The following is a 14,703-nucleotide window of genomic DNA, read 5'->3' on the forward strand; positions in this document are numbered from 1 at the left end:
CACCAAAGCTTGGGATACCGAACCCCAGTCGAAGTGGAAACCGATTTTTGGAAGCAGAACCCGCCGCAAGAAATAATAGAAATCAAGGCAAATGCCTAGGAACAAAACTCGGGGCACTTCAACCATCGCCTGGCTACACCACGACGGCACCTACCAACTAGACCACCCCACGGGACCATTAGCCACCCACCACACCCACTGGAACCACACCTGGGCCCAATACCTCACACACCAACAACAACGAACACAGCGAAAGGAGGGCTAGGGAGTAGGCCGGAGCCCGCAGTGTGTGACCCACGAGAACGGTGGTGCCGGGCTCTCGTATGCCGTTTTCCTCCTCAGGGATGATGTCGGCCGGGGGCCACGGTCGCTAGACTTAAATAGGTAATTTCCCATTTACAAGGAGAATTTGTCTCATGACTAATGCTGCGGCTCGCGCCGTTGACTTGTTTAAGCAATACGGAAGCGATGACACAGCTGTCGTCGCTCTTGATCATGTATCCATTGAATTCGGCAAGAACGAATTCACGGCGATCATGGGCCCATCGGGTTCCGGTAAGTCGACGCTGATGCACACCATGGCTGGTCTCGATTCAGCGACCTCCGGATCAGCATTTATCGGTGATACCGATATGTCGGCGCTCAATGACAAAAACATTACGGCCTTGCGTCGTGACCGGCTGGGCTTTATTTTCCAGTCCTTTAACCTTGTGCCCACGCTGACTGCGGCGGAAAACATTACGCTGCCTACGGATATTGCGGGTAAGGGCGTCGATAAGCAGTGGTTTGAGGAGGTCACTAGCCGCCTCGGCCTAGCAGAGCGCCTGGAACACCGCCCAGCTGAATTGTCTGGCGGACAGCAGCAGCGCGTGGCCTGTGCTCGTGCATTGGTTTCTCGGCCGGAAATCATCTTCGGCGATGAGCCAACGGGCAACCTGGATTCGAATTCCTCGGCCGAGGTGCTCGACATTTTGCGAACCGCGGTGGATAAGGACGACCAAACAGTGGTCATCGTGACACACGATGCCAAGGCCGCCTCGTATGCGGACCGGGTGGTTTTCCTTGCTGACGGCAAGCTTGTGAATGAGTTGCACAATCCGACGATGGAGGCCATTCACCAGGTAATGGCGGAGATTGAGGGCTAAATGGCACGCGGAAACGCAATGCGTAGAGTGTCTCTGCGCAATATCGTGGCGCATAAACTGCGCCTTGGGCTGACGATTCTCGCGGTGGTTTTGGGCACCGCGTTTATTGCCGGCTCGTTTATGTTTACCAATTCGCTGAAGTCTACGTTTGACTCCGCCGTGGATAATCAGTTCCGCGGTGTGGATGCAGTGGTGAGCCAAAAAGACGACAATGGCGCGAAACTGGATGACAAGCTGCGCCAGAAGTTGGCCGACGATAAGGATGTCAAGAACATCAATATCGCGGATTCGGAGACCGTTGTCGCGGCCGATGAGAACTCGGAGGCCTTTCAAACCCAGGGCGGCACGGCCAGTGTTGTTCCGTTCTACCCGGAAGACAAGGTCGTTGGTGGCGCCGATAAGTTGAAGGAGGGCGAGGAGCCTAGCGGTAAGGACGAGGTCCTCGTCAACTCTTCCGCGGCCGACAAATACGACATTTCCGTGGGCCAGAAGCTGACTGTGGTTCACCCCGATGAGCAGGATACGGTTACCGTTTCTGGCATCTCGGAGCCCGCGGTCGACCAAGGCGAGAGCATCGTGCTGAGCATGGCTGAAAAGGATTACCTGGAGCGCTACGGCGAGCCGAGCCAGCTCAAGGTTTCTGCAGCCGATGGAGTGGATGCGAATGCCTTGGTGGACCACCTGAACGAGAAGTATGAAGTCAAGGCGGAGTCGGGTGAGCGCCTGGCTGAGGAGACCTCGGAGATGATGTCTTCTGCCTTGAAGTTCATCAATTACTTCCTCATCGCCTTCGGCCTGATTGCGCTGCTGGTAGGCACCTTCATCATTGCGAATACTTTCTCGATGATTGTCGCGCAGCGAACGAAGGAGTTCGCTCTCTTGCGTGCGCTGGGTGCTTCCCGTCGCCAGATTACAAACTCGGTGGTGGTGGAGTCCGCCATTGTTGGCGTTCTGGGCTCCATTGTTGGCGTGATTGCGGGTATGGGTTTGGTCGCAATCATTAAGGCAGTCATGAGCGCGCAGGGAATGTCACTCGATGGCGGCTTGGGCCTGAGCGTTTCGGCCATCGTAGTTCCAATTATTTTGGGCACCATCGTGACGGTTGTATCCGCGTGGGCGCCGGCACGGCGCGCGGGCCGCGTACAGCCGGTGGAGGCAATGCGCACTACCGAATCTGCTTCCGGAACTTCCCTGAAGGTACGCACGATTTTCGGTGCCACTATCTTGCTGGTGGGTATTGTTGCGGCGTTGGCAGGCGTGCTTTCCGACGGCGAAACCAGCGTCCGCGCCATCCTCGTCGGCGTTGGCGCGTTCGGCGTCATCGTCGGATTCTTCCTGGCCGGCCCTGCTTTGTCGCTGCCTCTGGTGCCGACGGTGGGCAAGGCAATCGGTGCACCGTTTGGCGCTATTGGTTCACTGGCGGCGACTAACTCGCGACGCAATCCGCGCCGCACCGCCGCCACTGCCTTCGCGCTAACTTTGGGCGTGGCCCTAGTAACCGCTATTGGCATGCTTGGTGCAACGATGAAGTCTTCTGTGGCCGATACCGTGGAGCAGAACATCACTTCTGATTACCTGCTTTCCGGTCCTAGCTCCGGTGAATTCCCGACGCCGAAGGATACGGGTAAGCGCGCGGCGGAGGCCGAGGGCGTCGATAAGGTGATTACCGTCGGTATGGCTCCGGTGACCGTCGATGGTCAGGCATCGATGGATTATGGTCCAGAATTCCAGCAAACGACGACTGCGGATGGAGATCCGTCGTCGATGATTGCGCTCGACATGGTCGAGGGCGATGCCAACTTGGAGAAGGGCTTCATTGCTACCGAAGATTTTGCCAAGGAACACGGCTGGAAGGTAGGAGAGACCTACAAGGTTACTTCTGCGGAAAAGGACAAGAAGGCCGAGGCCAAGCTGGTCGGTACCTTTAAGCCCACCGATGTGGTCCAGAATATGGTGCTTTCGCAGGATGTGGCCGAAAAGGTCGCACCAAAGAAGTCCTTTACCGTCCAAATGGTGGGCGTCTTGGGCCAGGAAGGCTATGACAAGGAAGAACTGCGCCACAACCTAGAGGACTCGGTCAAGGATTTGGTCGTGGTTCAGGTTAATTCTGGCGAGGAGTATGCGGGCCAAGCCGCCGGGTTCATCGACCAGATGCTTTCCATCTTGTATGGTCTGCTTGCCCTTGCAGTGATTATCGCCGTGCTGGGAATTGTCAATACCTTGACCCTGGGTGTTATTGAGCGACGCCAGGAGATTGGTATGTTGCGTGCCGTGGGTACGCAGCGCCGCCAGATCCGTACGATGATCACTCTTGAATCGGTGCAGATTGCGCTCTTCGGCGCGGTGATGGGCATCCTTATCGGCCTCGGCTTGGGCTGGTCCTTCATCGAGATCCTCGGTGATGAGGGATTGGACTCCGCGCAGATTCCGTGGGCGATGGTGCTCATTATGCTCGTAGGCTCGGCTATCGTCGGCATTATCGCGGCCGTCTGGCCGTCGAACCGTGCGGCAAAGACGCCGCCATTGGAGGCAATCGCAGACTAGGTATACAGCTAATGGTCTCATTCTCCGCGCGGAGAATGAGACCATTTTGCTTATATGCCGTGATAAATGCGGGCCGCCCAGATGGTGCCGCGCCAGGCTAGAACGATGCCGAGTCCGATGGTCCAGAAGAGGTATTTGCACAGTCGCCACCACTGTTTGCGTTTGATCATCTCACCCAGTTCCTTCGCCAATGTGGACCAAGTGGATAGGCCGCCGGCGAGGCCGAGGGCGAGGAAGGGGTGGAGAAGGGGGGCGTCGGCAAGCTGGGCGAAACCATAGGCCAGGCCAAGGGCTAGAGAGCCCAAAATATTCGCCACGAAAGTGCAGTAGCGGGCGGGGACAAGCCGGGTAAAGCCATAGCGCAGGCTGCCGCCGATGAAGCCGCCGATAAGGACGCAGAGAAGATTCATCGCAGCTTGTCACCTGCCAAGTAGCCGCCCACGCAGCCAACGATGGTGGCTAGGACATAGGCCAGGGCGACGGCCCAATGGGCCTCGGAGGTTAGGAAAGCGAAGGTAGCGAAGCTGGTGAAACCGCCGAGCACGCCGGTGCCCCAAAAGGGGCCGGGGCGGAAGTAGCCCATGAGGACACTGCCGAGGATATTGATAAGGAGCAGCGGGAGCATGCCGCCGCCGAGCGCGGCGGAGAGGAGGTACCTGGCTACCGCGCCGAGCGCAGCGCCAGCACCCACGACGAGGAACTGAGGCATGCGGCCTATGTTACTTCCAGTCCATCCCCTGGGACTCTACGAACGCGCGCACCTCATCGACTGGCTTATTGAGCTTGGGGTCAAAGGCTAGGTAGGCCTTGGTCTCGCGGGCCACGAGGCCGGAGAGCAGGAGCAGGCCAATGAGGTTCGGGATGGCGATGAGGCCATTGGCCAGGTCCGAGAAGGTCCAAGCGAGCTCGAGCTCCGAGACGGAGCCGACGAAGAGGAGGCAGGCGAAAAACATGCGGTAGGGGATAGAGGCCTTGCGGCCGCAGAGGGACTCCAGGGAACGCTCGCCGTAATATGCCCAGGCCATGATGGTGGAAAAGGCGAAGAAAATAATGGAGAGCGAAACGATGGTGCCGCCCCAGTCACCTGGGAGTACGCGAGAAAAGGCCTCGGCTGTCATGATTCCAGCCTCGTCGCGGCCCATATCCCAGGTACCGCCCACAACAATGACCAAGCCAGTGATGGTTACCACGATGATGGTGTCAATGAAGGTCTGCGTCATCGATACCAACCCCTGGCGCGCTGGGTGCGGGGTCTTGGCAGCCGCGGCGGCGATGGCGGCGGAGCCCATGCCGGACTCATTGGAGAAGATGCCGCGGGCAACACCGTATTGAATAGCCATCATGATGGTGGAGCCTACGAATCCACCGCCGGCGGCGGTGCCGGTGAAGGCATCGCTGAAAATCATCGCAAAGGCGGCGGGAATCTCCGCGGCATGCGAGAAGATTACATAGAGCCCGCCCAGGACGTAGACGATGATCATCAACGGTACGAAGGCGGCGGTAATGCGCCCGATGGCGTGGATTCCGCCGAGGAGTACGGATCCCACCAAGACGAAGAGGATTGCACCGGTGGCCGCTGGGGCGATACCGAAGGTTGATTCCATATTGGTGGCCACAGCATTGGCTTGGGCGAGGTTGCCGATGCCAAAGGAGGCGCAAATTGCAAAGATGGCAAAGAATACTGCGAGTACCGATCCGAGTGGTCCGGGGATGCCACGCTTTAGGTATTGCTGCGGCCCGCCGGACATCTCGCCCTTGGAATCCGTGGTGCGAAAACGCACACCCAGGTAGGCCTCGGTGTACTTGGACGCCATGCCCACAAGGCCGGTAATCCAGATCCATACCAGTGCGCCAGGGCCGCCGATCGACAACGCGGTGGCCACGCCCACGATATTTCCCACTCCCACGGTGGCGGCAAGGGCGGTGGTCAGCGCCTGATAATTGGAAATATCACCCTCGGTGGACTGTTCGTCAGAGTCTGTGGCAAAGACGTGACGCGTCGCGCGGCCCAGCGCTCGGAATTGCAGTCCGCCCAAACGAATGGTCAGCCACAGGCCGGTGCCCAGCAGGAGGGGAATGAGGACGAATGGTCCCCACACCACGGTGCTGATGGCGGAGAGGATGGAATTAAGCGAGTCCATTCTGTAAATCTAGCGAACTATAGAAATGGAGTAAATTTGCCCATACCCCCAGCCGGGGGAATATTCGTCCTGCGCAACCACGGGAGAGCAGGCAAGCTGGAATGGCATCCCATCCCAACCCTTCAAGGAGCACGCCATGGCCCACGAGCGCGCCGGCACGCTGGCACAGCCCACGGATCTTATTGATATCGCAGAATTGGTCACCGCCTACTACACCCGCACCCCAGATGCGGAGAACCCGGATCAGCAGGTGTCCTTCGGTACCTCAGGCCACCGCGGCTCAGCGCTCGATTGCGCCTTTAATGAGGCTCATATCCTAGCGATTACCCAAGCCATTGTGGATTACCGCGCGGAACAAGGCGTTGCTGGGGCGATTTTCATCGGCCGCGATACCCACGCGCTGTCCGAGCCTGCCATGGTCTCCGCCCTTGAGGTGCTGCTGGCCAATGGGGTGGAGGTTCGCGTCGATGATCGCGGCCGCTACACGCCGACCCCAGCGGTCTCCCATGCCATCCTGACCCACCCTGGCACCGATGGCATCGTGATTACCCCGTCCCATAATCCTCCCCGCGATGGCGGCTTCAAGTACAACCCGCCTACCGGTGGACCGGCCGATGCTCAGGCCACCGATTGGATTGCTGGCCGCGCGAACGAGTACCTGCGCGCCGGGCTGGAAGGCGTGAAGCGGACGTCTGTCGCGGGCGTGCTGGACGAGCGCTGCGTGAAGCACGACTACGTACACAACTACGTGGCCGACTTGAAGAATGTGGTGGATATGCAGGCCATTAAAGACTCCGGCCTGCGCATTGGCGCTGATCCCATGGGTGGCGCCTCCGTGGATTATTGGAAGGCCATCGCTGACCACTACGAGCTCAACATGACCGTGGTGAATCCGGAGGTGGATGCCACTTTCCGCTTTATGGCCTTGGATACGGACGGAAAGATCCGCATGGATTGTTCCTCGCCTGATGCTATGGCCTCGCTTATCGACGCCCGCTCAAAGTTCGACCTTGCCACCGGCAACGACGCCGACGCGGACCGCCATGGCATTGTCACTCCCGATGCCGGCCTAATGAACCCCAATCACTACCTTGCCGTGGCTATCGAGTACCTCTTTAGTCACCGCCCGCAGTGGGGGAGCGCTGGTGTGGGAAAGACCCTGGTGTCTTCCTCCATGATCGATCGCGTGGTGAAAAACCTGGACCGCGAATTGGTGGAGGTGCCCGTCGGCTTTAAGTGGTTTGTACCGGGGTTGCTCGAAGGCACCATTGGTTTCGGTGGCGAGGAGTCTGCCGGGGCGTCTTTCCTGCGCTTCGATGGCTCCGTGTGGTCCACCGACAAGGACGGCATCATTATGGACTTGCTCGCCGCGGAGATCACCGCCGTCACCGGCAAGACTCCGTCCCAGCGCTACGCAGAACTCGCGGAGAAATTTGGCGCCCCAGCCTATGCCCGCACCGACGCCCCCGCGAACCGCGAGCAGAAGGCCATCCTCAAGAAGTTGTCTCCGGACAAGGTCACCGCTACAGAGCTGGCGGGCGAGGACATTATGGCCAAGCTGACGGAGGCACCCGGCAACGGTGCCGCGATTGGCGGCCTGAAAGTAGCGACGGAAAATGCCTGGTTCGCCGCCCGTCCCTCCGGCACTGAAGATAAGTACAAAATCTATGCCGAATCTTTCTTGGGTGAGGAACATCTCAAGCAGGTGCAAGCAGAAGCACAGGCAGTTGTTTACCATGTATTAGGGGTTTAACGCTACACTCATCCTCGTGAGTAGCAAGACTAATGGGAAGCTGGTGCTCGACGTCATCAGCTTCATCGCCCGCTTTTTTATGGCTTGGGTGTGGATTGACGCCGGCGTGCATAAGCTTGGCAAAACCCTAGACATGACCCAGGCCATTAAGGGCTATGACATTTTTACGCCTGATTGGGCTCTTTACCTCGCAACGGTCATTGGCCCACTGGAGGTTATTGGTGGCGTGCTCTTGCTGCTCGGGCTGTTTTTGCGAAAGTCCTCCATCGTGGCCACCGTCGTGTTGCTGCTCTTTATGGTGGGCATCGCACAAGCTTGGGCCCGTGGACTGGATATTGACTGCGGCTGCTTTGGCTTTGACGCCCAAAATCCTGACCGAGGAATGGACTATGCGAAGACGCTATTGCGCGATGCCGCATATTTATTCTTCACTGTATGGACTATCAAACGCCCTTTCACCAAGTTTGCCCTTCACCCCTAGTAGGTGGGCAAGGTAGGCTAAATTAGTCCGGAAATTTTCGAAGGCAAGGTTCAAATGAGCAAAGTAACTGACCCGAACGCCAAGGGCGGCAACGGATTTATTTGGGGAGTCGGCGTACTCCTCGTCGTCATTGCCGTTGTCATTGGCTACATCGTGTGGAACGGTAAGCAGTCTTCCCCTGGTACTCTTGGTGATGTTGATGTCCAAGACGTAAATATGTCCATGGAATACAACGACGGTGCCATCACCCTCAAGTCTGACAGTGCCAAGAAGGGTACCCCTGAGGTGGATCTCTACGAGGACTACTCCTGCCCGCACTGTGCAGAATTGGCTGCAGCTACCGACGGTGACATGAAGCAGGCCATCGAAGATGGCAAGCTGATCGTTCACGTGCGCACCCTCAACTTCCAGGATGGCAAAGAAATTGAAACCCAGGAGGGCTATTCCACTAAGGCGGTAGCCGCTATGTCTGAGCTGTCTAAGTCTGGGGACGTTAAGACCTACTGGAATCTGCGTGACTACATGCTGCAGAATCAGCAGAAGGTGGCTACTTCTTGGGAGATTGAGGACATTGCGGACGCAGCCAAGGAACTTGGTGCGGAAGATGATGTTGTTGAGTCCATAAAGAACGTGGACATTAAGCAGGGCAATAAGGTGGCAAAGACCAACTACGACAAGCTGGATAAGGAAACGGGCTCTGTGTCCTCGCCGCGTATTGTCAAGGATGGCAAGGATGTACCATCCAAGGCGGATGAGAAGGCCGGCAAGAACCTGGGTGACTGGGTAGAGATCGTCACCAAGTAGCAGGCGATTTGGAGAGTTAAATACTCTCCATGTATATTAAAGCGAGTTGCAGCCCACAGGGTTGCAACTCGTTTGAGGGGCTATGGCGCAGCTGGTAGCGCACCACACTGGCAGTGTGGGGGTCACGGGTTCGAATCCCGTTAGCTCCACAAGATAAAGGAGAGGAACATTAGTTCCTCTCCTTTTTCTTATTGCGGTGGGCTAGAGCTTCGCCAGGTCTTCATCGAGCATGCGCTGATCGATGGCGATGCCCACGGCCGTGCCGCTGCCCATTGCTTGCGAGACTTGGTCCGGTGAGCTGACCACATTGCCGGCCGCCCAGAGGCGCGATACCGAGGTCTGGCCATGCTCTACGCTGACCCACCCGTTGGTTAATTCGCAGCCGGCATCCCGCAGCAGTGCGTCATTGGGCAGAAAATCGGGCCCTGTAAAGCACGCTTCATAGGTGTCTTCTCCAGTGGAGCTTTGCACTACTACGCCGGTCGACGATGCCTTCTCTGGCCGGATTTGTGTCACTTGCGCATCGTTTACCTCTACACCCAATCCGGCGAGTTGGGTGCGATCAAGATCGGTGAGCTCAAGGCCGTTGGGGTAAAAGGTCAGTGTGTCCGTCCACGTGGACAGCAGCTTGCTGATCCGGATGGTAAAAGGCGGATTCGCGCCGCCGATGAGTGCAACCTTCTTCCCGGTAACTTCGTAGCCATGGCAGTATGGGCAGTGAAAGACCCTGGTGCCCCACAAATCGCTGAGGCCGGGGACTGCAGGGAGCTTGTCCGTGAGCCCCGTCGCGATGAGAACGTGGCGGGATTCGAGAACCTCGTCGCTGCCAAGTTTTATCTGCCAAGGCTCGCACTCGGAAGTGCGGGTGAGTTTTTCCACCGAGCCCTGGGTAATGGTTCCGCCGAATTTCTTGACCTCCGCGTGACCGCGCTGAAGCAGTTCGGCGGGAGCCGCGCCATCGAGGCCAAGGATGCCGTGGGCATGTTCGCTGAAGCGATTGCGGGGAGCCCCAGAATCGATTAACTGAATTTTTCGGTTAGCGCGGGCCAAGGTGATGGCCGCAGCGGTGCCGGCAAAGCCACCGCCGATGATGATGACGTCCGAGTACATTGCTCCTCCTTTATAGGAAGTGGGTAGCATGGTTTGCAGCCGAGTATATGCAGTCAACATCGAAGGGGCTCGCGCGCAGAATGACTGATGAATCCACAGGGTTCTTTACACGCGACGCGCTCTATGGGGCGTCGCCTGTACAGGCGCTAGGCAGGTTCTTTGTAAAGTACTTCAATTTTCGTGGCCGGGCGTCCATGAGTGAGTTTTGGTGGGTCTTCGGCTTCCTCGTGCTGATTTCTGTGGCAATCGGCATTATCGATCGGCACTTTGGCGTGGATATTGAGGCTATTGCCGAGGCGGTTCTTGTGATTCCAGTCGTTTCCTTGATGTGCCGGCGGCTGCACGATTCCGGGCGGACGGGGTTGTTATGCCTGATTGGTTTCATTCCCGTGTTCGGTGGAATCGCGTTGCTCTTTATGATGGCCCTGCCCACGCGGGACCGCGCGGCGCTTTAAAAATTTCCTTGCCTGATTAGGCTGGGCGGCATGCAGACTTTTTCAAAGCGAGTACGCGACAGAGATCAAGCAGGTGCCGAGGCTGCCGGATTGCGGTGGCTCGGGGAGGCCACCGACGCGGTGGTCGACGTCGTGAGCGCCGACGGGCTAGAAATCGTTACCGCGCGCGTGGACGAGGTCATGCCTACGCCGGAGGCCGCGCGGACATTTGGTGCGGAGCTGGCGCGCATGCACCGTGGGGGAGCCGAAGCGTTTGGCGCGCCTCCCACCGGGTGGGAAGGCAAGAACTTCATCGGCAGTATCGAGCAAGACTGCATCCCGACAAAAAATTGGGGCGAGTTCTATGTTGAACAGCGAGTGCTGCCCTTCGCAGAACTGGCGGGGATAAGTGCAGCGCAGTTGGACCTGGTAAGGCGTGCCTGCGACGCCATCGCCGCGCGCAGTTGGGATGTGGTGCCGGCCCGAATCCACGGCGATTTGTGGGCGCGAAACCTGCTTTTTGGGCCCGACGGCGGCATCATGATTGACCCCGCCGCCCATGGTGGGCACCCGCATACGGATTTGGGGATGTTGGCGCTTTTCGGGGCACCGTACCTCGAGGAGATTTTCCGGGGATATGGTGCGCCGAAGGACATTGAGAAGTGGATTCCCATGCACCAGCTACACCCGTTGGCGGTGCATGCGCTGACGCACGGCGCCAGCTATAACCGGCCGCTGGAGCGCGCGGCTGCCGCAACCTTGGAGGCGCTGGGCTAAAGATTCGGCCCCTGCGGCATGATGCGTTTGTGGGCGCCGCGGCGCCATAAGGTTTCGATGCGCTCGCGGGCGGCGTCGGGAACCGCTTTGCCCTCCAGGTAGTCATCGATGTGGGCGTAGGTGACGCCGAGGGCTTCTTCGTCGGGAAGCTGGGGCTTATCGTCCTCCAAGTCCGCGGTGGGAACCTTCTCCCAGGTAGAGCGCGGGGCACCAAGGTGCTCTAGGAGGGCGGCGCCTTGGCGCTTATTGAGGCCGGCCAAGGGGAGGAGATCCGCCGCGCCATCGCCCCACTTGGTAAAGAAGGCGGTGACGTTTTCCGCCGCATGGTCGGTGCCGATGACTAGCGCGCCGACCTCGCCGGCGATGGCGTATTGGGCGGTCATGCGCAGGCGGGCTTTGGTATTGCCGCGGTTGAAATCGGTGACGTCGGCAAGCTGCAGCGCATCCGCCACCTGCTCGTCGAGGGCCAAGGTGGCCGGCTTGATATCGACGGTGGGGCGGTGATCGGGCTGGATGAAATCCAGAGCAATCTGGGCATCGTCCTCATCGGCCTGCACGCCGTGGGGCAGGCGCACGGCCCAAAACTCCGCGCCGTCGACGCGCTCCACCGCCAGCTGCGCAAGCTTTCCCGCCAAGGTGGAATCCTGGCCGCCGGAAATACCCAGCACGTAGCCTTTAGCGCCGGTGGTGCGCAGGTAATCAACCAGGAAATCCACGCGGCGCTGCACTTCCGCTTCTGGATCGATAAAGGGGCGCACACCCAGGGCTTTTATGATGGTTTGCTGCAGTTTTTCGGCATCATTCGACATGACGTTCATGGTAGCCGCCTGACACAATATTGTGCTGTGAATAAGGAAGTTTATGTCAAGGTAGTAGCTGGCATAGCGGCCCTGGGTGGGCTGCTATTTGGATACGACACCGGCGTGATGTCCGGTGCCTTGCTTTTTATTAGCCCCGCATTCGACATGAGTGCCCACCAAGAGGGTTGGGTGACCTCGATGCTGCTCGTGGGTGCTGCAGTAGGGGCGCTGACGGCCGGGCGCATCGCCGATAGGTATGGGCGTCGCTTCACGCTGATTGCAGGCGGCATCATTTTCGTGTTGGGTTCCATCTGGTGTGCGCTTTCCGGCTCGGTGGGAATGCTGGCTACCGCGCGCACCTTTTTGGGCTTTGCCGTGGGTGCAGTGTCCATCGTGTCTCCTATGTATATCGCGGAGATCGTGCCCGCCAAGGTGCGCGGGCGCATGGTCTCGCTCAATACCCTCGCGATTGTGGTGGGCCAGTTGATGGCCTACCTGGTCAACTCCGCGCTGGCTTCTACCGGTAGCTGGGAGTGGATGTTGGGCTTGGCCGCGGTGCCGGGCCTGGCGCTGGCGCTCGGAATGGCTTTCCTGCCAGAGACGCCGGTATGGCTGGCAACCAACGGGCGCATGCCCCGCGCCCAAGAGATTGCCGGGCGCGCCGGGATGGATATTTCGGAGCTGACCTCGCAGGACACTGCGCGCAAGTCCAGCGGATCCGAATGGAAGGCGCTGAAGGCCAATCGCTGGATGCAAATTACGGTGCTGCTTGCCATGTTGATGGGGCTGACGCAGCAGATTACCGGCGTCAACGCCATCGTGTATTTCGCGCCGACCATGATGAACCAGGTGGGGATATCCACGGCTAACTCGGTTTATACCTCCATCGTTATCGGCACGGTATCCGTGCTGGCCTGCTGGGTGGGGCTGAAGGTCGTGGACCGCATTGGGCGAAAGCGATTGTTGCTGATCGGCCTGACTGGCAATGTGGTCTCGCTGTTTATCCTCTCCTTTGCCTATTCCCACGCGCAGGACTCCACCGCCATGGCGATGGTCTCGTTGGTATTCATGGCGCTGTTTATCGCCTTTCAGCAGGCGGCAGTGTCGCCCACTACCTGGCTACTCATCTCCGAGCTGGTGCCACTGCAGGTGCGCGGCCTAGGCATGGGCATTGCGGGGCTCTCGCTATGGGCCACCAACTGGGCCGTGGCGCAGTACTTCCTGCCGCTAGTGGAGTGGCTGACCGGCCCGGTGGCGTTTATCGTCTTCGGAGTCTTCGGCCTCATCGCCATCGGCTACACCAAGGTTTTGGTTCCAGAGACTATGGGACGTAGCCTGGATGAGGTAGGCGAGGAAATGAAGTCGCGCTACGAGCGCGAGTCCGCACCCGTGAAGCCTTAGTGTTTTGGTATTGACGGCCGTGTGAGGTAACATTTTTCCTCGTGTCATGGCTGGGGATTCCCAGTCCGTGCTTTACTTATTCAACCGCATGTAGATTGCGCATAACGAAAGGAGCGCCCGATGAAGGTCCGTAAGTCCCTTCGGTCGCTGAAGAAGAAGCCGGGCGCCCAGGTTATTCGCCGCCACGGTAAGGTCTTCGTGATCAACAAGAAGGATCCCCGTTTCAAGGCTCGTCAGGGCTAATTGAGACGCGATTCCATCCGCTCCCTCCGGCTTCCGGAGTGGGGCGGATTTTTTTATGCGTGAGCTCCGCTTGAGTTCAGAGGGTCGTTGCAACACTTTCCCTTAGGAGGGTGTTGTTGTGTCTGGGGTTGTTGGCCCGTTTCATTCGTTGTCTGAATCGGATCGTCGTGGCTTAGTTGCCTTGGTTGGCAGTGGGCGTAGTGTCCGTTCGGCGGCTGGTGAGCTTGGCTGTCATTACGGGCATGCTTTGAATTTTTGCCATGCCTTTGGATTGCCAGTCGTGTATAAAGCCAAACGAGTTGATCGCCGCGGCAGCCAGGCTGTCCAGCTTGTAGAGCTAGTCCGAAGCGGACTGTCGGTACGCCAAGCTGCTAAAAGATGTGGGATGCATCTTACCGCTGCGTATGCCGTAGCTACGGAAGCTGGGTGCCATATCCGGTTAAGTCAGTATGCTCGGAAAGTCCGCCAGACGCAGTTAAGAGTGGAATACCTGCGCCTTCGGCTGGCGAGCCTGCCTGGTGGTGATGCTGGCACGGCAGTAGGAATTGATCGTCGACTGCGTTTAGATTTCGAAAAAGGACTCACCAAATCCCAGGGTCGACGAGAAGAGTTCATACCCGTCGGCGAAGACGCCAGCACGTATAACAGACTTATGAAAGCGCTGCGCCAACGCCATGATGTCATCGAATCCGGAAGGCTTGCCCCTCCCGCCTTACCTAGCGGGGTAGATCCGTATAAACGCATCAGCAATCGCTACATTTGCTTCGAAGAACGCGTCATCATCGCCGATCTTCTCCGCGAAGATGTGCCACTGCGTGAGATTGGGCGCCGTTTAGGGCGAAGTGCATCGTCAATTCAGCGTGAAGTACGCAGAAACCACAGTGCGGAAGGCCCGTATCGTGCAGAAACAGCCCAGTTAAAGGCCTGTGCGCGGAGGTTGCGGCCGAAAATACCGAAACTACTAGCCAACAAAAGACTATGGGACTATGTATGCGCACAATTGCGGGCACAATGGTCACCTGAGGAGATTTCTAATCGCCTGCCCATCGACTACCCCACTGATAACCCCA

Annotated in this window: 15 protein-coding genes and 1 tRNA gene; 11 read left to right on the forward strand and 5 right to left on the reverse strand. The window is 58.4% G+C overall.

What is annotated here, in order from left to right:
* The first annotated feature begins 416 nt into the window (after positions 1-416).
* Both MHY24_RS11555 and MHY24_RS11560 read left to right on the forward strand, forming a co-directional pair.
* Positions 417-1,145: an ABC transporter ATP-binding protein gene (locus MHY24_RS11555; RefSeq protein ID WP_204611044.1), complete on the forward strand. Its 729-nt coding sequence runs from the start codon at positions 417-419 to the stop codon at positions 1,143-1,145.
* The gene (locus MHY24_RS11560) at positions 1,146-3,689 is read left to right on the forward strand and encodes an ABC transporter permease (protein WP_239230786.1); all 2,544 of its coding nucleotides are present in this window, start codon (positions 1,146-1,148) and stop codon (positions 3,687-3,689) included.
* Positions 3,690-3,739: 50 nt separating this feature from the next.
* Here MHY24_RS11560 and MHY24_RS11565 read toward each other — a convergent pair whose 3' ends face one another.
* Genes MHY24_RS11565 through MHY24_RS11575 form a run of 3 tightly spaced genes read right to left on the reverse strand, consistent with a single transcriptional unit; the run spans position 3,740 to position 5,830 of the window.
* Complete coding sequence (locus MHY24_RS11565; protein WP_204611046.1) at positions 3,740-4,099, reverse strand: CrcB family protein; 360 nt, start codon at positions 4,097-4,099, stop codon at positions 3,740-3,742.
* Positions 4,096-4,398 carry a fluoride efflux transporter family protein gene (locus MHY24_RS11570; RefSeq protein ID WP_204611047.1) on the reverse strand — a complete coding sequence of 101 codons (303 nt, stop codon included), beginning with the start codon at positions 4,396-4,398 and terminating at the stop codon, positions 4,096-4,098. Before MHY24_RS11570 ends, MHY24_RS11565 begins: the two co-directional genes overlap by 4 nt.
* Before the next feature lie 10 nt (positions 4,399-4,408).
* Positions 4,409-5,830: a sodium:alanine symporter family protein gene (locus MHY24_RS11575; RefSeq protein WP_239230789.1), complete on the reverse strand. Its 1,422-nt coding sequence runs from the start codon at positions 5,828-5,830 to the stop codon at positions 4,409-4,411.
* Positions 5,831-5,966: 136 nt separating this feature from the next.
* Between MHY24_RS11575 and pgm the strand changes: the two genes are divergently transcribed.
* The 4 genes from pgm (at position 5,967) to MHY24_RS11595 (ending at position 9,017) form a co-directional block, all read left to right on the forward strand.
* A complete protein-coding gene (gene pgm, locus MHY24_RS11580) occupies positions 5,967-7,583 on the forward strand; it encodes a phosphoglucomutase (alpha-D-glucose-1,6-bisphosphate-dependent) (RefSeq protein ID WP_239230791.1) in 1,617 nt (538 codons plus the stop codon).
* 16 nt (positions 7,584-7,599) lie between these two features.
* Positions 7,600-8,064, forward strand: coding sequence for a MauE/DoxX family redox-associated membrane protein (locus MHY24_RS11585; protein ID WP_239230793.1), 465 nt, complete (start codon positions 7,600-7,602; stop codon positions 8,062-8,064).
* 54 nt (positions 8,065-8,118) lie between these two features.
* Positions 8,119-8,868, forward strand: coding sequence for a thioredoxin domain-containing protein (locus tag MHY24_RS11590; protein WP_239230795.1), 750 nt, complete (start codon positions 8,119-8,121; stop codon positions 8,866-8,868).
* Positions 8,869-8,944: 76 nt separating this feature from the next.
* Positions 8,945-9,017 (forward strand) — tRNA-Ala (locus tag MHY24_RS11595).
* Between the two features lie 52 nt (positions 9,018-9,069).
* Here the strand turns inward: MHY24_RS11595 and MHY24_RS11600 are convergent.
* Positions 9,070-9,978 carry an NAD(P)/FAD-dependent oxidoreductase gene (locus tag MHY24_RS11600; RefSeq protein WP_239230798.1) on the reverse strand — a complete coding sequence of 303 codons (909 nt, stop codon included), beginning with the start codon at positions 9,976-9,978 and terminating at the stop codon, positions 9,070-9,072.
* 80 nt (positions 9,979-10,058) lie between these two features.
* Between MHY24_RS11600 and MHY24_RS11605 the strand changes: the two genes are divergently transcribed.
* Both MHY24_RS11605 and MHY24_RS11610 read left to right on the forward strand, forming a co-directional pair.
* The gene (locus MHY24_RS11605) at positions 10,059-10,433 is read left to right on the forward strand and encodes a DUF805 domain-containing protein (protein WP_239230800.1); all 375 of its coding nucleotides are present in this window, start codon (positions 10,059-10,061) and stop codon (positions 10,431-10,433) included.
* Between the two features lie 30 nt (positions 10,434-10,463).
* A complete protein-coding gene (locus MHY24_RS11610; RefSeq protein ID WP_239230804.1) occupies positions 10,464-11,189 on the forward strand; it encodes a fructosamine kinase family protein in 726 nt (241 codons plus the stop codon).
* Here the strand turns inward: MHY24_RS11610 and nadE are convergent.
* Complete coding sequence (gene nadE / locus MHY24_RS11615) at positions 11,186-12,007, reverse strand: ammonia-dependent NAD(+) synthetase (RefSeq protein ID WP_239230808.1); 822 nt, start codon at positions 12,005-12,007, stop codon at positions 11,186-11,188. The genes MHY24_RS11610 and nadE overlap by 4 nt on opposite strands.
* 27 nt (positions 12,008-12,034) lie before the next feature.
* Here nadE and MHY24_RS11620 point away from each other — a divergent pair, with 27 nt between their 5' ends.
* The 3 genes from MHY24_RS11620 to MHY24_RS11630 all read left to right on the forward strand — a co-directional run.
* Positions 12,035-13,390 carry a sugar porter family MFS transporter gene (locus MHY24_RS11620; protein WP_239230811.1) on the forward strand — a complete coding sequence of 452 codons (1,356 nt, stop codon included), beginning with the start codon at positions 12,035-12,037 and terminating at the stop codon, positions 13,388-13,390.
* 120 nt (positions 13,391-13,510) lie between these two features.
* Positions 13,511-13,633 carry a type B 50S ribosomal protein L36 gene (ykgO, locus tag MHY24_RS11625; protein WP_003847162.1) on the forward strand — a complete coding sequence of 41 codons (123 nt, stop codon included), beginning with the start codon at positions 13,511-13,513 and terminating at the stop codon, positions 13,631-13,633.
* Between the two features lie 385 nt (positions 13,634-14,018).
* On the forward strand, positions 14,019-14,703 hold a 685-nt coding region (locus tag MHY24_RS11630; RefSeq protein ID WP_239230814.1), incomplete at its 3' end, for a helix-turn-helix domain-containing protein.

It is taken from the genome of Corynebacterium sp. ACRPQ (genome assembly GCF_022347225.1).
GTDB lineage: Bacteria > Actinomycetota > Actinomycetes > Mycobacteriales > Mycobacteriaceae > Corynebacterium > Corynebacterium tuberculostearicum_D.